Origin of the sequence: Salinimicrobium sp. WS361 (genome assembly GCF_050750585.1) — a bacterium.
GTDB lineage: Bacteria > Bacteroidota > Bacteroidia > Flavobacteriales > Flavobacteriaceae > Salinimicrobium.
Genome location: NZ_JBOJLM010000001.1, coordinates 322006 through 342432 on the forward strand (window position 1 = coordinate 322006; position 20427 = coordinate 342432).

Annotated in this window: 20 protein-coding genes and 1 tRNA gene; 9 read left to right on the forward strand and 12 right to left on the reverse strand. The window is 38.4% G+C overall.

Annotation, left to right across the window (positions count from 1 at the left end; translation table 11 throughout):
• Nucleotides 1-35: 35 nt before the first annotated feature.
• From ACQ93I_RS01520 to ACQ93I_RS01570, 11 genes are all read right to left on the reverse strand, one after another.
• Entirely contained in the window at nucleotides 36-530 is a 495-nt protein-coding gene (locus ACQ93I_RS01520; RefSeq protein WP_431696837.1) for a hypothetical protein, read from the reverse strand.
• Between the two features lie 389 nt (nucleotides 531-919).
• Nucleotides 920-1957 carry a hypothetical protein gene (locus tag ACQ93I_RS01525; RefSeq protein WP_431696838.1) on the reverse strand — a complete coding sequence of 346 codons (1038 nt, stop codon included), beginning with the start codon at nucleotides 1955-1957 and terminating at the stop codon, nucleotides 920-922.
• A 205-nt stretch (nucleotides 1958-2162) separates the two neighbouring features.
• Nucleotides 2163-2765: a hypothetical protein gene (locus tag ACQ93I_RS01530; RefSeq protein ID WP_431696839.1), complete on the reverse strand. Its 603-nt coding sequence runs from the start codon at nucleotides 2763-2765 to the stop codon at nucleotides 2163-2165.
• Between the two features lie 44 nt (nucleotides 2766-2809).
• Nucleotides 2810-3787, reverse strand: coding sequence for a DUF6624 domain-containing protein (locus ACQ93I_RS01535; RefSeq protein ID WP_431696840.1), 978 nt, complete (start codon nucleotides 3785-3787; stop codon nucleotides 2810-2812).
• A gap of 169 nt (nucleotides 3788-3956) precedes the next feature.
• Entirely contained in the window at nucleotides 3957-4106 is a 150-nt protein-coding gene (locus ACQ93I_RS01540; RefSeq protein ID WP_431696841.1) for a hypothetical protein, read from the reverse strand.
• Nucleotides 4107-4214: 108 nt separating this feature from the next.
• Nucleotides 4215-5555 (reverse strand): ferredoxin reductase family protein, encoded by a 1341-nt coding sequence (locus ACQ93I_RS01545; protein WP_431696842.1) that lies wholly within the window; start codon nucleotides 5553-5555, stop codon nucleotides 4215-4217.
• Between the two features lie 264 nt (nucleotides 5556-5819).
• Nucleotides 5820-6128, reverse strand: a complete 309-nt coding sequence (locus tag ACQ93I_RS01550; RefSeq protein ID WP_431696843.1) for a hypothetical protein — start codon at nucleotides 6126-6128, stop codon at nucleotides 5820-5822.
• Between the two features lie 120 nt (nucleotides 6129-6248).
• Nucleotides 6249-7070 carry a carboxypeptidase-like regulatory domain-containing protein gene (locus tag ACQ93I_RS01555; RefSeq protein ID WP_431696844.1) on the reverse strand — a complete coding sequence of 274 codons (822 nt, stop codon included), beginning with the start codon at nucleotides 7068-7070 and terminating at the stop codon, nucleotides 6249-6251.
• Between the two features lie 54 nt (nucleotides 7071-7124).
• The gene (locus tag ACQ93I_RS01560) at nucleotides 7125-7946 is read right to left on the reverse strand and encodes a CPBP family intramembrane glutamic endopeptidase (RefSeq protein ID WP_431696845.1); all 822 of its coding nucleotides are present in this window, start codon (nucleotides 7944-7946) and stop codon (nucleotides 7125-7127) included.
• A 184-nt stretch (nucleotides 7947-8130) separates the two neighbouring features.
• Nucleotides 8131-8955, reverse strand: coding sequence for an alpha/beta hydrolase (locus ACQ93I_RS01565; protein WP_431696846.1), 825 nt, complete (start codon nucleotides 8953-8955; stop codon nucleotides 8131-8133).
• A gap of 151 nt (nucleotides 8956-9106) precedes the next feature.
• Nucleotides 9107-9670, reverse strand: coding sequence for a hypothetical protein (locus ACQ93I_RS01570; RefSeq protein ID WP_431696847.1), 564 nt, complete (start codon nucleotides 9668-9670; stop codon nucleotides 9107-9109).
• 996 nt (nucleotides 9671-10666) lie between these two features.
• Between ACQ93I_RS01570 and ACQ93I_RS01575 the strand changes: the two genes are divergently transcribed.
• From ACQ93I_RS01575 to ACQ93I_RS01585, 3 genes are all read left to right on the forward strand, one after another.
• Nucleotides 10667-13123 carry a TonB-dependent siderophore receptor gene (locus tag ACQ93I_RS01575; RefSeq protein WP_431696848.1) on the forward strand — a complete coding sequence of 819 codons (2457 nt, stop codon included), beginning with the start codon at nucleotides 10667-10669 and terminating at the stop codon, nucleotides 13121-13123.
• 590 nt (nucleotides 13124-13713) lie between these two features.
• On the forward strand, nucleotides 13714-14109 hold the full coding sequence (locus tag ACQ93I_RS01580; protein WP_431696849.1) for a hypothetical protein: 396 nt from the start codon (nucleotides 13714-13716) through the stop codon (nucleotides 14107-14109).
• A gap of 155 nt (nucleotides 14110-14264) precedes the next feature.
• Nucleotides 14265-14630 carry a hypothetical protein gene (locus ACQ93I_RS01585; RefSeq protein WP_431696850.1) on the forward strand — a complete coding sequence of 122 codons (366 nt, stop codon included), beginning with the start codon at nucleotides 14265-14267 and terminating at the stop codon, nucleotides 14628-14630.
• Nucleotides 14631-14743: 113 nt separating this feature from the next.
• On the opposite strand, the gene ACQ93I_RS01590 is transcribed toward ACQ93I_RS01585, so the two are convergent.
• Nucleotides 14744-14819 (reverse strand) — tRNA-Phe (locus ACQ93I_RS01590).
• 118 nt (nucleotides 14820-14937) lie between these two features.
• Between ACQ93I_RS01590 and ACQ93I_RS01595 the strand changes: the two genes are divergently transcribed.
• The 6 genes from ACQ93I_RS01595 to ACQ93I_RS01620 are packed head-to-tail and all read left to right on the forward strand — an operon-like array spanning nucleotide 14938 to nucleotide 20363.
• On the forward strand, nucleotides 14938-15669 hold the full coding sequence (locus tag ACQ93I_RS01595) for a type III pantothenate kinase (RefSeq protein ID WP_423818089.1): 732 nt from the start codon (nucleotides 14938-14940) through the stop codon (nucleotides 15667-15669).
• Nucleotides 15666-16913, forward strand: coding sequence for a hypothetical protein (locus ACQ93I_RS01600; protein ID WP_431696851.1), 1248 nt, complete (start codon nucleotides 15666-15668; stop codon nucleotides 16911-16913). The genes ACQ93I_RS01595 and ACQ93I_RS01600 overlap by 4 nt, the downstream gene beginning before the upstream one ends.
• Before the next feature lie 34 nt (nucleotides 16914-16947).
• Nucleotides 16948-18318: a hypothetical protein gene (locus tag ACQ93I_RS01605; protein ID WP_431696852.1), complete on the forward strand. Its 1371-nt coding sequence runs from the start codon at nucleotides 16948-16950 to the stop codon at nucleotides 18316-18318.
• Between the two features lies 1 nt (nucleotide 18319).
• A complete protein-coding gene (gene lptC, locus ACQ93I_RS01610; protein WP_423818092.1) occupies nucleotides 18320-18886 on the forward strand; it encodes an LPS export ABC transporter periplasmic protein LptC in 567 nt (188 codons plus the stop codon).
• Nucleotides 18883-19071: a hypothetical protein gene (locus tag ACQ93I_RS01615; RefSeq protein ID WP_431696853.1), complete on the forward strand. Its 189-nt coding sequence runs from the start codon at nucleotides 18883-18885 to the stop codon at nucleotides 19069-19071. Before lptC ends, ACQ93I_RS01615 begins: the two co-directional genes overlap by 4 nt.
• A 5-nt stretch (nucleotides 19072-19076) precedes the next feature.
• The gene (locus ACQ93I_RS01620) at nucleotides 19077-20363 is read left to right on the forward strand and encodes a hemolysin family protein (RefSeq protein WP_431696854.1); all 1287 of its coding nucleotides are present in this window, start codon (nucleotides 19077-19079) and stop codon (nucleotides 20361-20363) included.
• Nucleotides 20364-20427 lie beyond the last annotated feature (64 nt).

Below are 20427 nucleotides of genomic sequence, written 5' to 3' on the forward strand. Positions count from 1 at the left end.
ATAGGTTTGATGCTGGTTTGGTTGATGGTTGTAGATTAGAGGGGTTTTGGTTGTCTACTTACGGCGGTATTAATACGGCTGAAGGAGCTGAGCAAGATTTTATAATAGATTCCTATTAACAGGAGATGTATGATTAAAGAGAGGATCTCATTCCAGAGATCGGGTAGATAAAAGCCCATTTTTGCAGCGAGAAGGGTAGCTGTAGCAATGATTGCGGCAAGAATGAAAAATGCAACAATAGTTTTAAGGCTGGCAACAAGTGATAGCGAGATCACACGCTTTAGATAATCTTTGCCGTCGCCATTCTGGTTGATCTCAAAAGTCTTTCCCATACCCCAGGAGATCGCAGCGAGGGCGACAATAAGCTTAACATATAGCGACCATACCGGAACCTCTACAGAATTCCCCGGGAAGTTGTACAAAAGGGCCAAAAGCAGTAGATGGGCCAAAAAATATTTAAACGCAATTAAATCTGAAAGCTCACCGTGGGCCAGCAGCTTTTCAAGCCTTTTAATCTTAAACCAAATCATAATCTTTTCATTCTTATGTCGGTGACTTACAAAAAACTCTTGTAGGGAGATCATCGGCCTTTACATTCGGCAGATTCACATAGAGTCGTAAGTCTAACAGCTGTAGGGAGTGCTGTTTCTTCGGGTGACAGGACAGGGATCTTTAGAAATATCTTCAGAAGAAATTGTCCTATTAAATTTCCGACAATATAGATAGAAAATTTGAAATTCTTTAGGGGTTGGTAAAAATTTATGAGCTGGTTAAAAGCAAGTTATGAGTTAATGAAATTCTGAAGGTACTTCAAGCCTCTCCTAATAATAGCCTGAAGAAAAGCTCAGATGTAGACATAACTAGGCTTTAACCGAATTTTCACTGCTTAGCTGGTGTATGATAAATTAACTAATGATATTTAAAGTTCTGTAACTCCAATTATGTTTACAACCGAAAAAATACTTTTGGGATCGGGAATTTCTATCATTTCATATTCACCTGTTGAAGGCCTGTACTTAAAAAGGTGTTTCTTATTGTCAGCTCCTATCAGTTCTGCAAATTCTTTTACCTCTTTATTGTAAAAGGTTTTATGCGCAATGTTAAGGGCCGAAATGCGTGGAACTTTAGAGACTTCCTTCACAGTGCCATCCTGCACGTTGAAAGTTACCGGCCTCACTTCTGCCATTAAACTGGAGTTTGGTACCGGTGAAAATCCGAATAGCGTGTGGTCATTCCCACTGTTTCCAAGATTGGTGATTCCGGCTTCCCGGCCCGTGACCGGAAGAACTTCTACAGCGTCATTTTCAAGATCGATTTCCAGAAGATCGGGATCCCAATTGCTGTTTTTGAGGGTAACTGCGTATATTTTTTGTCCCATGAGGCTTGTGGAATATACGTTGGAATAGCCCATGGAATGTAGATCAACTTCAGAAGTTGTGGTCACCTTAAAAGTATCCGGTTCGATTCTAACCACTTTAACAGGTTTGAAACTGGTGGGTAATTCCAAATCTTCTCTTGTAATTCCAACAAGATTTTGGTTTTCTTCATCCCAGTCTAAAGACATTAATGCCGTATTCTCTCCAAATTCTTCCGGAAAATCAAGAATAGCAGAAACAGTTTTACCCGATTGCTTGTCGTAGATATAAAGAATGCCTTTAGGAGGGTCAAAACGGTGTTCATAGATGAAGATCTTTGATCCCGATGAGGTAACCGAATTAAAGATGGTATTAAATTCGATACCAGGAATTCTATCCGTCTGGACTACTTTGCCCGTATTATTTCCAATGGTATAAAGCGTACCATCGTTCTGTAGCGCGATGTAACTAAAGGAGTCTACTGCCTCTTCGGGAGTTTCAGATGGCTTTTCTTCTTCTGCGGAAGAATCTTCTTCTGAACAGGAAAAAAGAAAAACAAGTAAGGCCGACATAAGTAATGACCTGAATATTTTTGAAGACATACATCCAAATTTATGGAGGTGAATGTAATTAATTTACAGGTATGTAGGTATAAAATCTTCTGAAATATTTTCCTGAATTGAGTGTCAAAAATGGCATTTTTCAGAAGCAATTTTTGCGGTATTAACTTGCTGAATTCTGAGTTTTTTTAGGGTCTCTTAAAGATGAAAATCGTGCAGAATTAATTAAAGTAAAGTTCCTGCCTGGTTATTTCGTGATGCCGTATTTGCCGTATTTTTTGATAAGTTTTTTTACTCCCTTCATGGCAAGGGGCTCACCACTATTCACATAGTCCCAGCTATTATCCTCTTCACTTTTGGTGACTTTTGCTATGCCTGTAACATTGCTTTCAGAGATAAGTTCCTGTGAATTGAGATCGTAGATCTTTATAGATATTCCTGCTTCATTTGCCTGAGTGGAGAAACCTACTGAAGGGGCATGTGCAAATGAGCCCATTTCATCTTTGATAATGTTAGATTCCACAGTAATAAGGAAGTCTTTGTTGGTAGCATTTTTTAGATACCGCAGCTGCTCTTTATTGGGATCTTGCGGCATGTATTTGGGGACTTCTTTGCGGTGGCTAAGATCATCAATGGATACAAGGGAGTCGCCCAGAATTTTGGTGAATTCCTTAAGGGCCATTTTTTTGATACGATCTTCATCGTAATTGGTGTACGGCCGGTTAAGGATCCATTCACCCCGGGTAAAATCTATCATTCTACCCCTTTCAAAATGATAGTGATATTTAGTATTGCCGCAGGAAGTAAGCAGCAAAACAAGAACTATAAGAGTAAGAATCTTTTTCAACATGAAAATAAGGGGCTTTTAAAATGGCTTTTTTGGAAGGTTTGGAATTAATTTTTTGACCTTTCCATAGCTTCAAGTTTGGGTAATTCTTTTTTGTAGGTCTCTACATCCCAGGTGATGTCCCAACCCGAAACATAGTCCTGTAGTGGTTGTAGTCCCACTTCGGCTCTTCTCCTGTCTACGCTATCTGAATCCTGAAGTGGTGACACGTAATATTTTCCGGTTTCCGGATCCCTGCTAATCTGGCTTCCGTAGATCTGCTTTTTGCCCTGCCTTAGTGCAACCCTGTCTTCCATAAGGGCGAGGTCTCGCGGGGCTGCGTTGCCTTTTTTAACGGCTTCCTGTAAGAGAGGTATATATTTTTCCTGGGTTTGAAGATCTGCATGCTGAATAACAAGAAAGAGTGCGCTATTGCCATCCCGGCCAATTAGGTCTGGTCCCAGCCAACCGTGCTCATTCAGGATCTTTTCTACTTTGAGGAGGTTGACCGAATCTTTTTGATTTATAAGCTCCCAATGTGCATGTAGCTCTTCGGAATCGTGCCCGTATTTTTCCTGTATTCCTGCTGTTTGTCTTCTAAGGTGTTGGTCATCCCTGTAGACGGTGTCCAGAGTGGAAATTACCCCGGGCACAAAAGCTAATGCTTCTTTTTGATTGTCGCTTACCCTTGTAAGCACCTTTATCCAGCGCTCATCTGTTCGGAGGTTACTAAATTTAGTGTCAGTAGAGATCTGCCCCAAATCTGAATATTTTCCTTCTTCAGAAATCATGAAAAGTTGTGCAAAAGCCGAATCTTTTTCTTGAGCCAGCGACCAGGCACGGGCAGCTTCATAGTGGTGCAGTAAGCTGTCTCTGTCATCTGCCAGCGCAAAGGCCCTGGAAAATTTCCTGCCGGAATTCTCATATTCACCTGCTTTATAATATTGCCTGGCTTCACTTAGCAGTTCATTGTATCCCGGCGCCTCTTTGTTACACGAGCTTAAGAGCAGAAAACTGGATAGGATCAAAAGTGGTATTTTCTTCATGTATTTTTTTTTAAAAAAGGATTGTTCCATCCATCAATAGCTACTTCCAGAAAGTAATCGAACAACACCAGGACTAGTATGACCAGAGCAACGTAGGCTAATATGTTCAGAGGTTTTTTTGTGCTCACAGGTTAATTTTTAGATCTGAAAATCCTTCAGTAGAAGAAGATCAGTGAGTAAAATAGTACAGCGCCTTCCCGCTGAAATATCCCGCTGTCATTAATAATAATCCCAGGATCGCAATAGCGAAGACACTCCACAAAATTTTGCCCACGGGATTTTTAAAATCGGGCAGATAGTTGTAAAAGAATTTCGTCATAATGTTGATCGTTAAGCCTATAGGTTTGTATAAGAATTGCGATTTTGTTACAGGAAAGTTATGGAGCCGGGTCTCCGGGCTTCGTTTAAGCGCAGCAAAGAATAATTTTTAATCGAAATCAAATTCTTCAGAATATATTCTTGCTTTGGGGATCTTGAGCGCTTTCAGTTCTTTGCAAACGGCCTTCCGCATATTTCTGGGTCCGCAGAAAAAGATGTCACTGTTTTGGATTTCAGGATGATCTGCGGGATGAAAGTAGCCGTCGGTTTCCTGGGAGATCACTTCTACATGAAATCGTGGCATTTTCTTTTCTAAGGCTTGAAAAGTAGATATATGTGTCGCTGCGGCGGCATTTTGCACGCAATAATATAATCTTACGCTCAGGGAATCATCGGGTTGGCTAAGCAGGTAGTTGGCCCAGCTAAGAAAAGGAGCAATTCCCACGCCGCCACCCAGCCAAACCTGCTGTTTGCTGGCAGTCTCAAAATTAAACCGGCCGTATGGGCCTTCAAGTAAAACCGGAGTATTTGGTTTGATTAGGGCATATAGCCGGTGGGTGTAATCTCCTAAAGATTTTACCATGATCGAAATTTTCCCGTCCCGGCTGTGATCACAGATGGTAAAAGGATGGCTCTCTGCCGAAATATCTTCAGAAAGAAATGAAAAGAAGTAAAACTGCCCGGGCCGGAAATGAGTATCTTTTTTCTTTTTTGGCTGAAGTTCAATTTCTACAATATTGTTGTTTAAATACCGGACTCCCGTGACTGAATACAGACTTTTCTTTTTTACAAGATCGAATAAAACCGACTTGTACAACCAGGCCGAAATGCCACCAACTGACAGCAGTCCCATATAAATGCCAAGGGCAGGATTTTCAGAAAAAGAGATTCCTTGGAAGAAGATATGAGCTACTCCTAAAATAAAGAAAAAGCCCATGAATTTATGGGAGATCTTCCACTTATCATACGGGATCTTTACAAGCAGGGTGAAGATCACAAGTAAGATCATTCCCCAAAGTGACCAGCTGCCAAGGTCAATTTCCAGGCGTCGGTGAAGGGGAAACAGGTACCAGAGGGTTTTGGAAACATCGGTTGGGATCCACCTAAGAGCGAGGAAAATTGGATGCGCCAGGATCAAAAAGAAGGCAAACTTCCCTGTGGTTCGGTGCATTTTGTACACCTTGTCAAGGCCTCCAAACCAGTTTTCGAGGAATGTTAACCGGGAAGTTAATATTAAGCTGAGGGCAAGCAAGGCAAAGCCGGTGAGAGAAAATAACTGACTAGCATATACAAGAAAAGGAGTGGCATTGTGCTTTACCGTAGTTTCGGGATAGGAGAGCATCCACAGCGGGATAACCAGCAGCGCAATTCCCCAAAAAATAATAGACCCTGGGTGTTTTTCAGTCAGCCTGTTTGTTCCGGGGCTGGTGGTGAGTTCATAGGACAACATATCTTATAGCTTAGTGATTTCATACTAATGCGCAGCAGTAATACTGCTGTTTCGAAGATGTCCTGAAAGGGTGGAAGGATTCTTTTAAAAACCAATGTGTATTACCACATTGATCAGCACTCTAAAATTACAATAAAAATTAATTGAGGAGATGGAAACCGGAGGAAATTCTACCTTGAAAAAAAGGTTCCAAAAATGGCATTTTTGGAGACTATGTTTTAGTAAGATTAGTTATTTAATTGTTTGCTATGATTCGGGATATTATCAGGATTGAGAATATTTTTCGTCAAACTTCTTCCTGGCATACTCATTAAACTCCTGTATTTCTTTTTCAGTCATTTTGGTTTTTAAAGAATCTAATTGAATACTCCATTTTGTTCCGTAGGGAGCCATTATAAGCGAATCTGGTTGGTTTTCCCAGTAATCTGCCTCTTCCAGTATTTTATCAATGGAGTATTTAGCTAACTCTAAATTAGAAGCAATATCGGGAGTATCTTCTTTTGAGGATGAGTTATTATTAGAGTTACAACTAAAAAAGGCAAGAGCTACTGCGAAGACAAGGAATTTTTTCATGCATAAAATTTTTGATGATTAAGAATTATCTAAAGTTATACTTTTCTGGCATTTAATAATTTCAGCTCATGTTAAATTAATTATTGATTTTCAATTAGTTGGAATCTTGGTTTTTGTTTCCTAATACTCTACTTCTACATTAATTGATTGTGCTCCTTCCACTTCTTCCCATTTTCCCAGGCTACTTGCTCTCATATAAGCATTTCCTTTAGTGAGGATAGCTCCCATAAAAACTTTACGTGGTTTTTTAGCGTCTGGTATGATTTCCACTCCAACAAAAAAGTCCTCTTCAAGGTAAACGGAGTATTTCGTAAGGTCAATGTTCACCCACCCCTGCTCAATAAGTTTTCGTTGAATAATATTTTCGAAGATTATTCTATCTCCAGGTCGGTCGTCCAGGTTCTCATAAAAATTTATTCTTATATAGGCACTATCTGCTTCAAAGCCACGTCTCATATAAAAATTCACATCTTTAACTCTAACAGTTTTATTGTTTGGAATTTTAATTTGTTTTGCACTTTCGATAACGTCCATTTCTGTTGAGATGGTACTCATCCATAATAATGGGTTGTAACTTTTAACTCCTATTTTCTTATTTTTCTTCTTCCTGTTAGTCACTATAACCTCAGATAATTTGTTTTCATTGGGCTGAAGTTGAATCATCAGGTTTTTGGAGGTTTTAATGGGAATTCTTACCGTTTGATAATTCACGTGACTAATGGTAAGGCTATCGCTTGCAAAGGCTTTAGGAAATTTAATCTTAAATTTTCCATCCAGGTTTGAAACTGTACCTTTATTTTTATTGACCACACCCATATTCGCAAATTCAACAGGATTATTGGTTTCGGAGTCAATAAGTAGTCCGCTAATTTCAATTTCCTGCGAAAAGGCAGAAAGGCTTAGACATATTGAAACAGCTAAGGCGGAAATAGATTTTTTCATTTTTGGAGTTTTTGTTTAGTGAACCAGGCGTTGCAGCGAGCTCAGTTTTCCGATTCAGGATTGATTTAAGGTATGTTTTTTATATGGTGTAGGACATAGTTTTTTTATCAGAAATATGATTGCGAGAATTTCTATGGCCGTGAAAATTGGCCTGTAACTCCCGTAAAGGATACTGTTATTACTCGTGAGATTTACTATGTCGTTACCTAATAAGTAATCAAACAAATTGTGACCAACATGAACTCCTAATGGCACCCATAAGCTTTTATATTCAATGAATAGATAAGCGTATAATGTTCCAAACATAAAAGTAGATGTGAGAATAAAATAACTCTGGTAAAACTGGAAATGAGGTAGTGTGAAAATAAAGGAGGACAATACGATGAAGAGAATTTTATTTCCCTTTAATGCTTTTCCAATGGTCTCATAAAAATAATGTCTAAAGACCAATTCTTCAAAGAGAGCTGCTATAAAAATACCAATGAGATAAAAAGGAATTACGGTGAAATTATATCCTGCATTAACATTTAAAATTTGAGTGTCCTTCTCAAATAAGAGAGCTGTCAACTCAATTGCAAGTTCAATAAAGAAGGTAAGGAGCGTACCCGTCAGGAAAATTTTAATGTATACAGGCTTAAGTGGATTTTCTATTTTTTGATATTTATAAATAAGAACAGTGCTGCCCAAAAGAATTAAAGGTTCAATAAATATCGTCAATTTCCCGTAACTGTTTTCCAAATCAGATTCTTGAAACCCTGTTAGGTAGAGCACTAATACATACAGAAGTAGAAGTATGAATAAAAACAGAATTCCTAAAATGAACTTAATAGAGTACTTCAATTTATATTCTGAGTTTTTAATCTTGACTGCTGTCAATTGTTGTTGATTTTAAATGAGTTATTAATTTCACTCTTTTGTTTTTTTTCTTTGTTGCGATCTTTTTACTTGATTTTAGCGGAAGAAATTCAGGATGTATCCATATTAGAAATTATTCCTTACGGTGAATATAAAAAAGAGTGCGAGCTGGCGCTGCAAGAGTCGTTGGCAAATGGTTTTATTTTTATTTTCCGATGAATTCCATTCCATCGATTAGTGATTTTAGACCAGAAGTAGAATGAGTTTCATTCTCGTAAATTTTCATTCCTACTTTTTGATTTCCCGATTTATGTTTATCCAAATAATCTTTTAACCATTCCACATTTTCTCGGTAGCCATTTGCATCATTTAATCCTGCGGTTAAAAACATAGATTTGAATTCGAAAATCCCCTTCTTTTCTATTGTCTTAAAAATAAAATGTTGGTCATACATTGTACTTGGACTTGCCGAAATATAATTTTCAAATATCTCTGGTCTTAATACAGCAAAAGACAAAACTCCCAAACCTCCGAGAGAATGTCCAAATATTGTTTTTTCATTAAAACTAATGTTGTATTTATTTTCAACTGAAGGGATTAATTCATCACCAACAAAGTCCGCAAATTCACTAAATTTTCCAGTTGTTGAATATAAATCTTCATATCCAATCTCAACGTTTGTAGTATCATTTGTTGGAGTGTAAAAAGCCCACCTGCTTTCTTTTGTGCTTGGCAGTGAAATAATTACCGTGGGGTGGATTTTGTCTCCAAATTCGTAAAGGGAAGCAACATTCTCTGCAATACCAGCATAATCATCTCCGTCTAACAAAATCAATAAACTTAAACTGTCTTTTTTATTATCTAAATTATCTGGAAGAATTATTTTAAATGGAATATTCTTATTGAGACTTTTAGATTCAAATTTTTCTAATTCAGATGATTTTTTGCCTTCTTTTACTGTTGCATATTTTGTAGAATTATTACAAGATATTAGAAAGAATGGTAATAAAAGAAAAATTATTTTATTCATTGATTAAGTGTTTTCAAGTGTGCAACACCATCCATAATAACGCAGGTTGCAGTTTGAGAATATAAATTGGTCAACCAAATATTTCATTTTAAAGGTTGTCAAAAATGCCATTTTTGGATAGCCATTGGTGTACAAATTTATTTTATTTGATTTAGAAGCGGTAGCCTATTCTTAAATGCAAATTTGCTGCGGCCTCACTCTCGTTTTCAAGAAATCCAGCTTGTTTTGCAAAAATGTATCTATATCCTATTCCAATTCCTGCTTCATAATTAAAATGCCTTCCAATGTTTCTTCGTATTCCCCAGGTTGGAATGATTGAAATATCACTTATTACACTCACATTAGCCGTGTTGGAAATTACAAACCAGTCAGGATGATAGCTTGTTTTTAAAGACACAAAATTTCCGCTATTTCCTTCTATTTTTCTTGATTTGATAGCTCTTTTTTTTAAGTTGTAATACCACCGAGGTTCTACGGTTATTACAGGTGTCATTAAAAAACCTGTTTTGTCGTAGAAATCACCGCCCCAAATTCCGCTATCAAACCCTATTTCAGTCCGTAATGCTATTGAACTAGCCAATTCTGATTCGTTGTGAACCCAGATCCCAAGAAATCCGGTTTGTATCCCATAGGTCGATTTTTCTACACTAGCGTCTTGAGCGTTGGTTATAAAAGTTAGTCCGCAAAAGATTAAGGTCATGAAGGTTTTTCTCATTTCATTTATTTTTTCTCTTAAGTTTTATTTTTGTTATCAATCTATTGCATAACTCTTTCTATAAATTTTACCCCCGCTAACGGCTCGGAAAAAATAATTCAGATCTCCCTTCGGAAATGCCTTTTTTACAGCGGCGTCCTGATAAATTTGAGCTTAAAGAGGCAAATACAAGTCTTACAACCTGGATTTTCGCCTGAAGCTATAGGTACTCAGAAATGAATAATACATGGTTATGACATACAGCGTGTAGGGAAGAGCGGTTGTCAGGTTATTATTAATGATTGCTGAAAAATAGTAAATTTTTTAGGAGGTTCTCGCGAAAGCAAAAATTTTTGGAGTCAGCATTACAAATTCAGGAAAAGAACAATCCATCTCTTTATATAAATCCATAATTTTTTTCTAGTAGAGGCTCGTTCTATCCAGTAGTTCTCAGGTGAGCTATATGCCCTCGGAATCATGAATAGTTCAATAGTACAAATAGATCCTGAACAAGAAAGCGGCTGAATCTTCCCGGGTGCCAAAAATGGCATTTACAAGATGTCACTGAATACTTTGTAGAAAAAATAAATGTGATAAGGGGAGTGGATTATTGTAAAAAGATGTGGGGAATGATAATCAGACAAAAGCTTGTAGGGAGTCGCTTCTGCCCTTAACTCGTTAACTAGTTTTTAAATATAAACAAAAAAACCATTGATTACCAAATCAATATGAAATTTAGGTTAGATGTGAATTGACTTCAGCCCTGTGAAGAAATGAAAATAGTTCTCTTCATGGTAAATAAATCCACTGTATAATCAACAGATCTGTGTTTCCGTGTAACAAATCAGCTGCCTTCAGGGCCTTTAAAAAAATGATTTTTAATTTACTGATTTTCTTCAGTTTAGGGTATTTGCCTGTATTTTTTATTTGTAATTGTTTTAAATAAGCTTTTGTATTTAGATTATGCTTCCTAGATTTGCGCTCTATTTATAATTAGTCTAAATTAATTTATATAAAATGCATCAGAAATACTACATCATGTTTTTGTTTATGCTTATGGCTACAATTGGGTTTAGTCAGGCAACAGGAAACATTGAAGGAAATGTCATTAGCAGTAACGGTAATCCTATTGCCAATGCTAATGTGAATATTGTAGGCACAAGCCTTGGATCAGAAACCAACAGGAACGGGGAATTTGTTATTAAAGCCATTCCGCAGGGAAATTATACGCTTCGGGTTTCTTACGTGGGTTATGAAAACAAAGATCTTGCTTTTTCAGTTCAGGCCGGGCAAACTACTGAGATCCCTGCTGTTATTTTGAGAAATAATGAAGAGGATCTGGATGAAGTAATTATCACCGGGAACGCTAACATCAACAGCTTTGCAAGAGCTAAAAGTCAGTATGTGGCTAAACTTCCTCTAAAAGATATTGAAAACCCGCAGGTTTACAATACTATAACGGGAGAATTGCTGGAGCAGCAGGTGATCACTTCTTTTGACGATGCCCTAAAAAATGCTCCCGGGATTACCAAACTCTGGGAATCTACAGGTAGGGGGAGTGATGGCGCCGGATATTTCTCTATAAGAGGTTTCGCCGTACAGCCTACTTTGGTCAACGGCTTACCCGGTTTGACCAATGGAAGCCCCGATCCTGCTAATATTGAAAGCATAGAAGTCATTAAAGGCCCTTCTGGGACCCTTTATGGAAGCAGCCTTATCTCTTATGGTGGGTTGATAAACGTGGTGACAAAAAAGCCATACGATTACTTTGGCGGAAATATCTCCTACACCATGGGAAGCTTCGGGATGAATCGTGTTACAGCCGATGTGAATATGCCTCTTGATGAAGATGGTGACGTGGCTTTGCGTGTAAACACCGCATATCACAAACAAAATAGCTTTCAGGATCTTGGCTTCAGCGAATCTTTCTTTGTGGCGCCTTCGTTGAGCTATAAGGTAAATGATCGTTTGTCATTTTTGATAAATACAGAATTCTATACTTCTGAAAGTACTAACCCTGCTATGTTATTTCTTGATAGGGGTGCGCCGTTAAAGGCTACAAATATGGATGAACTGGGTTATGACCCTAATCGTTCTTATACAAGCAACGATCTAACCCTTAAGAACCCTAACTATAGCCTTCAGGGGCAAATGGAATACAAGTTATCTGATAACTGGACGTCTCAAACAGTCTTTTCCAGAAGTTCTTCTAAATCTCTTGGTCACTACTCCTATTTGTACGAAACCACACGGTTCTACATGGGGCGTACAGAGGTAGAAGGTTCTGTGACCAATTTAGATGAAGGTTTTGTCTTTACCCGTTACATGAATAATCAAAATTCTACCACGCTTACCAGTGATATTCAGCAGAATTTTATTGGAGATTTTAAGATTGGAGATTTGAGAAACCGCATGGTTGTTGGGCTTGATTATTTTAACAGGGAGACCATCGACAATAGTTCAGGCTATATTGCTAACGGGGATGTGTACATAGGCGATGCAAGCCTGCAGAATGTGAATGAAAGCGTCTTTGGCAGGTTTGATCCCGCAAATTATGTGAGGAACAATGATAGCGGATTACTTTCGGAGGCATCGGTAAACAACCTGCTTTCAGGGGTAGCTTTAAATAATTCTACGATCACTGAAGAAGTGTACAGTGCCTATATTTCAAATGTGCTGAATATTACTCCTAAGATCTCTGCTATGGCCAGCTTGAGAATTGACCAATTCGAGGGCGAGAATAACAGCCAGACAGCGCTTTCTCCAAAATTCGGACTTGTTTATCAGCCAATCCTGGAAAGAGTTTCAGTTTTCGCGAACTATATGGACGGCTTCAGCAATGTTGATCCGCGAGAGCAGGGGAATCCTGCAGAGGGTGCTACAACTACCGTGAGCTTTGATCCTGAAAGAGCTAAGCAGCTGGAGGTGGGAACCAAGCTAAACCTTGTTAAAGACCGCGTTTCTGCCAGCCTTAGCTATTATGATATCAAAGTTTCCAACATTGTGATGGAAGATATGGACAGGCCGTTCTACTACGTGCAGGAGGGGGAGCAGTATAGCCGCGGTTTTGAAGCCAGTATTACCGCCACTCCTGTTGATGGGTTAAATGTAATTGCAGGTTACAGCTACAATGAAAGTGAACTTGAAGAGTCTGGTTTACGCCCTGAAACTGCCGGACCTAAAAATCTTGCGAACCTGTGGGCGAGCTACAGCTTTGCCGGTAACCTGGATGGTTTCGGACTAGGTTTTGGAGGAAACTATGCAGGTGAGAACATGATCTTCAATAGAAATCTTGGAACCTTCACACTTTCATCGTATACCGTTCTAAATGCAGCAGTTTTCTATAATGCAGAGAAGTTTTCGGTTAACCTGAAGCTGAACAACCTTACTGATGAGGAATACTATAATGGTTGGTCAACAATCAATCCGCAAACGCCAAGAAATTTTGCGGCCAGCTTTACCTATAAATTCTAGTAAAATATAAACTGAATAGAAATAGCCGCTTCGGAAGAAATTCCGGGGCGGTTTTTTGTTTGGGAGAAGTCAGGCCATAGGTGTCAAAAATGGCATTTTTCTTTACTGTTTTTTCTGAAGGTTTAGATAACCCGTTACATTTGTTGACTCTATCTACAAAAACTATGTAAGTAGAAAATTTGATAGCTGCTTAAGAGAAATGTTCTATAATACAATTGAAAAACGCCTTTTTTAAGAGCTTTTTTGTTTAAGAAAAATTTAGTATCTATACAGGGAAATATTCAATTAAAATTTAGTTAAGTTTTTTGCTTGAATTTTACAGCTTTGGATAGTGCTTAAGCAGTGCTAATAAATGTATTCACTTCTCTTCTTTCAATACACCCTACTTGAGAAAATGGAATATCAGTCTGCAAAATAAAGTTTTATGAGAAAGTTTTTCTCGAAGCTTCTTGCCGAATGATATAATGAAGGACTGTTTTTTTATTTTTTGCACTGAGTAAAGGTGTAATCTTGAATATCACTATATGAGTTTTTTTAAAACCTCGTTTTAAGCTTTTTGTGATTATAGTTTAAAACAAAAAATCACTTTTATGAAAAAAATTTTCTATCTGTTCTTTTTACCGATGATTTTTCTGTCATGTTCTTCAGATAATGATGAAGTAAATTCTAATGGTATTAATCCCCCAGATTGGATACAGGGGACTTGGTTAGTAGAAGGTTCAGTAACAGGAGATGTAGGTTTTAGGTTTACAGGGAGTGATGTCGTCTTGCTACAAAATCTTTTGGATACCAGCTATGGGGATCTAGTTAACCATTCGCGTGAATTAGGGCAGAAAGTTGAAATCGAACAAGATGTTTCATCCGATCATTATTCTTTACACCTGATTTTTAGTTCAGGGCAAACGATGAAATTTGAATTTAGAAAAATTTCGAATGATGAAATTACATGGGTTCAATCTCAGAACACTGTTTTAGTTAAACAATAATTTATAGAAAAATGGCAACAGCAATACTAGTCATGATAGTATAGTCGTCGGCTTTCTAGTATTAGGGTTTATGTTTAGTAAGAGGGTAAACGAGAAAAAATTACTGCCAAAAACTTGAATTAATTTAGCTTTATAAAAAGCATTAATGATGTTATATGATAAGAAAAAGTATTTTATTGTTGGTGTTTGTTTTTAGCTTATCATGTTCCAACGATTCAGATAATATTTCGGGGAGCTTAGATATTCCTGAAGTGTTTATAGGGGAATATGAGGGTGTTCAAACAGAAAAGATTGCAAAGATTCACCATTCCTATTTGGAAATTGAGACTGACCAAGGAAAAAAGAGAATTACAGAGGGTGAAAATGAATACTTCAATGGTTCAAATCATTATGAGGTAGATTTACCTAATGATGAGAGATTAGTTCTTTTATCCGGTAATGGGTATATAGGAATTACCATATTTAGTAGTAGTGGTAGTTGGATAATCAGTGATTATTTTGAAAATTTAAGCAGCCAATAGAACTTCCTATGTCAATTGGTAGTTTTAATGATCATGATCCCCAAAAATGCATTTTCGAGAGGTATATAAATTAAAAAACCCTCAAATTTTCATTTGAGGGTTTCTGCTTTTGATGGTGGTGCCTCCAGGAATCGAACCAGGGACACAAGGATTTTCAGTCCTTTGCTCTACCAACTGAGCTAAGGCACCAGTGTTTAAAGCGGCTTACCTTGTAGTAAGCGGGTGCAAATATATATTCAAATTTAATATCTCCCAAGGGAAATTGAAAAAAAATGCTTTTGTACTTTAGCTTTTTCAAATAACTGCCATGAATCTCGTTGTTGATATAGGCAATACAATTGCCAAACTGGCTGTTTTTCAGCAGGATGAAATCCTTGTGAAAATTTCAGCAGATAAATCCGATTTAAATAAAAAAATTTCTGAAATCCTGAAACTTCATCCGGGAATCAAAAAAATGGTGGTTTCCAACGTGTCTTCGGCAAAATGGAAGCTTCCTGAAGGAGCTGAAAAATCGGTTAGGGTTGTGGAGCTTTCCGCAGAAACCCTGCTACCCTTCAAAAATAACTATGGAACGCCTGCTACTTTAGGGAACGATCGTAAAGCTCTAATCGCTGCTGCCGTAAAATACCATGCAGGTAAGAATGTATTGGTGATAGACGCCGGCACCTGCATTACCTACGACTTTAAAACTGCCAGAGAAGAATATCTGGGTGGCGGAATTTCTCCGGGTTTAAAAATGCGATTTTTGGCACTAAATAATTTTACGGCAAATCTTCCGTTAGTAGAAGCAGGAGAAGGACATGAATTAATTGGTGATTCCACCACTTCCTCAATAACTTCGGGTGTTGTAAATGGCACGCTCATGGAAATTGAGGGCATTATTGGTAAGTATAAAGAAAAATATAACAATTTAATAGTTATAATTACCGGTGGAGATGCAACTTTCTTGTCTGGAAACTTAAAAAATGGCATATTTGCGAACTCCAATTTCTTGTTGGAGGGTTTAAATTTTATTCTCGAATTTAATATCGATCAATGACAAAACGATTGTTTATAATCGTATTCATTTTATTTTCAGTGATTACGACCGCTCAGGAGCGAACTTCCTCACCTTATTCTTTTTACGGGCTGGGATTAAACACCTTCAAAGGTACCGTAGAAAACAGATCAATGGGTGGTCTCAGCATTTTCTCAGATAGTATTCATGTCAACCTGCAAAACCCGGCAGCACTGGGCAGGCTTAGGTTAACTACTTATACAGTTGGACTGAGTGGCAATTCTGTTGAGATAAAGAGTGGAGACGAGAGTGAAAATGCTAGTTCAAGTTCGCTTGATTATTTAGCTGTGGGAATTCCAACGGGTAAATTTGGTTTTGCATTTGGATTGGTACCTTATTCTTCTGTGGGTTATAACATAGATGATATCAATCAGGACGAAGGGATAGGAAACAGGTATACAGGCAAAGGTGGTCTTAACCGGGTCTTTCTCGCTGCGGGTTATCAAATAACCTCAAATATCAATATTGGCGTAGACGCTAGTTATAACTTCGGAAATATTCAGAATAAAAGCATATTGGTACGCGAAGATGTGCAATATAGCTCCCGGGAAATAAACAGAAGTGACCTTAGTGGTTTCACTTACAAAATCGGGCTTGATTACGAGAGGATGCTCACTGAAAGCCTGCAATTTAAAATGGGTGCGTACTACACGCCTGAAACTACTTTAAAAACCGAAAACCAAAGAGAGCTTGCAACGATATTGTTAGGGGTTGACGGCAGGGAGATCACTGTAGATAGTCGTGATGTTTCTGAGCCTGCGTCAGATTTTGTTTTGCCTTCAAGCTTTAGTATAGGAGCAGGAGTGGGGCGGCCTCAAAAATGGTTTGTTGGAGGAGAGTTTTCTACAACCGAAGCGGGAGATTACAGCAACCGTGCCTTCGCAATAGAAGGAGCGTCATTTGAACAGGCTTCCAAATATAAAATTGGAGGATTTTTCATTCCCAACTATAACTCTCTTACCAGCTACTTTAGCCGAATTGTATATCGTGGGGGTCTTCGTATGGAAGAGACAGGGCTTCACCTCAATGGAGAGTCTATTAATGAGTTTGGCATAGCTTTTGGTTTAGGACTACCAGCAGGAAGGATGTTGACCAACATTAATCTGGGATTTGAGTATGGACAGCGCGGTACAACAAGCGCCGGATTAATCCAGGAAAACTTTTTTAATGCCATGATAAGCCTCTCGTTGAACGATAGGTGGTTTATCAAAAGAAGATTCGAATAATTACAAACTATTAATCAGGAATAAAACTTATACTATGAAAACCAAGGTAATATTATTTCTTTCAGGGGTTGTTCTGGGAACAGGGGCCTTGCAGGCACAGGCTAATCAGGAATGTGCCACCACAGCAGCCCTGGCCTATAGCGATGCGAAGGCAAAAAACTATGATGCGGCCTGGACCAGAATTCAAACTTTAAGAGAGGAATGTCCTTCCTATCATATAGCAACATATCAGTACGGAGAAAGGATATTGAAAGATCGCCTTGACAATGCACCCGATGCTGAGAAAGAAAGCGTAGCACAGGAGCTTATAAAATTATATAAAGAACGTTTGCAGCATTTCCCTGCAAAGACCGATGCAGGAGATGTTAATGCCGATATCGCGCAGCTCATGTTTGATGTAAAATTGGGTTCAACCGAAGAGCAATATGAGGCTTTTGACAAAGCTTTTGAGGCAGATCCAAACAGTCTTAATGCCAAGTCACTGTATACTTACTTCTACCTGTTGGTAGAGTTACAGGATTCGGGTAAAAAAGATCTTCAGGAAGTATTTGACAAATATGATGTTGTTATTGCTAAACTTGAAGAGCAGGAGAATGAAACTGCTGAGTCTTTAGCTAGCTTAATCGAAAAACAGGAGGCTGGAGAAGAGCTTTCTTCTAAAGATAAGGCAAGACTTAATGCATATGAGAAAAACCTTGTAGCCTATAGTGCTGTAAAAGGAAGCATCAACGCAAAACTTGGTCAACGTGCAGATTGTACTAACCTTATCCCGCTTTACAGCAAAGATTTTGAAGCTAAAAAAGGTGATACTGAATGGTTGAAGCGAGTGAATAGCAGGTTGTCTGCAAAAGATTGTACTGAAGATCCACTTTTTGTAAAGGTGTCTGAAGCTTTGCATAAACTTGAACCATCTGCAAGCTCTGCATATTCACTTGGTCAATTGGCCGAAGCAAATGGAAACCAAAGTAAGGCACTTGAATATTACAACCAGGCAGCCGAACTACAAAAAGATCCATCTGCAAGAGCAAGTATTTATTACAAGATTGCGAACCAGTACAAAGAAAAAGGCCAGTTTGGGCAGGCCAGAAATATGTATCGTAAGGCTATAAGCTCAAAACCATCATTTGGTAGGGCTTACCTTCAAATCTCTAACATGATCGCTCAAAGTGCAAACAACTGTGGAAATACTGCTTTTGAAAAAAGAGCTGTATACTGGAAAGCTGCAGAATATGCCGAGAGAGCTGCAAGAGTTGATCCGTCAATAAGCAGTACTGCTAATGAGACTGCATCTGCATACAGAGGTAGAGCACCACAACGTAGCGATATCTTCCAGAATGACATGCAGGGTAAAACCATCAACATTGGATGTTGGATAGGAGAAAGCATTCGCGTACCTAATTTGTAGTATGAAATTTACATACAGGATATTTTTTAAAGGCATTGTCACAACCCTTGTTGTGACAATGCTTTTTTCTTGTGAGGGGAATTTGAAAGGCGTTAGGCAAATGGAGATCCCCGAAGATGCACCGCAATCTATAGGGGTGGGAATTAATATGAAGTACGTTGATTCCGGAAAGGTGGTGGCTACTCTTAGAAGTGAAACCATGAGAGATTTTTCAAACAAAGCTTTTCCCTATCGCGAATTTCCTGATGGTGTTATCGTAGAATTTTTTGACGAGAACCAACAAAAGAATACAGTAACTGCCAATTATGGTATTGTTTATAATGAAACGGGGCTTATAGATTTGCAGGGTGATGTGGTGGTGGTGACCAGCGATAGCACAAAGCTTACTGCAGATCAGCTTTATTGGGACCAGGTGAGAAACTGGGTTTTTACAGATCATCCTAACACCATCAGGTTCAAGAATGGAGCGATCAATGAAGGAAAGGGTTTTGATAGCAATCAGGAATTCACTAATTTCCGTTCAAGATCTAATGTTGGGGTGCAAATTTTAGAAGAAGACAAACCATGATGAAATTTTCGAAGTTTTTTGAATTTGCCTACCTGGCAGCCGCAGCGTTCTTTCTTTACGAGGCTGTGGTCATTTGGAATGATCAACGCAACCAGGCCTATCTCTTCCTTTTCTTTGTGGTGATAGCCATATTTATGTTCTTCTTTAGAAGGCATTTCAGGCACAAGTACGATAACAGGAAATAGGTACTATGGCCTTCGAGATCATTATTATTCTGTGTTCCCTTATTCTTTCAGCTTTCTTTTCGGGTATGGAGATCGCTTATGTGTCTGCCAACAAGATTCATGTTGAAATTGAGAAGAAGCAGAATGATTTTTTAGCCAAAATACTTACCCGTCTTACCCGTAAACCTTCAAAGTTTATTGCTACTATGCTGGTGGGCAATAACATTGCCCTGGTTATCTACGGGTTTTTTATGGGAGATCTCTTAATGGCATGGCTCACTCCCGATAACTTTAGCAATGAAATAGTAGTTTATCTGCTTACAGATCTCAGCCTTCTCACTCAAACCGTTATTTCCACACTTATTATTCTGCTTACTGCGGAATTTTTACCCAAAGTGTTCTTCCAGATCTACGCCAATTTCTTTCTGAAGTTCTTTGCTGTACCTGCCTATTTATTTTACCTGCTCTTCAGTTTTATATCCTCTTTTGTGATATGGGTTTCAGACCTCGTTTTGAAAAGGTTCTTTAAAACCCAGGGAGATGAAGTGCAATTGGCTTTCACAAAGGTGGAACTCGGAAATTATATTTCTGAACAAATGGACAAGATTGAGCACGATCAGGAGGTAGATTCCGAAATACAGATCTTTCAGAATGCCCTCGAATTTTCCGAAGTAAAGTCCAGGGAAGTGATGATTCCCCGTACAGAGATCGTAGCTGTAGACATTACTACCGATCCGCGGGAGCTGGTGGAGACTTTCACCGCCACGGGGCTCTCAAAGATCCTGGTGTACCGGGAGAATATTGACGACATTATTGGTTATATACATTCCTTTGAGCTTTTCAAAAAACCGCCTACCATAAAATCTATCCTGTTGCCGGTAGTCTTTGTGCCCGAGACCATGCTGGTGAAAGATGTTCTTAATATCCTTATTAAAAAAAGGAAGAGTATTGCGGTGGTTATAGATGAATATGGCGGCACCAGTGGAATGATGACCGTAGAAGATATCGTGGAAGAGCTGTTTGGTGAAATAGAAGATGAACACGATCCTGTAATTCTTATCGAAGAAAAACTGGAGGAGAATAAATACCTTTTTGCAGCCCGTTTGGAGGTAGATTATCTCAATGAGAACTATAAGCTAGACATTCCCATAGGAGAGAATTATGAGACCCTGGGAGGTTATATCCTCGATCACACCGAAGAAATTCCGCCAAAGGACGGAGTCGTTGAAATTGATAGTTTTACCTTTTATATCAAAGAAGTTTCCAACACAAGGATTGAGCTTGTAGAGGTGATCGTGAACCCAAACGATTAATTTTTAGTTTTTCCTCACATTTTGAAGATTTATAGTTTTTTAGTAAAGCTAAAAACGTTATTTT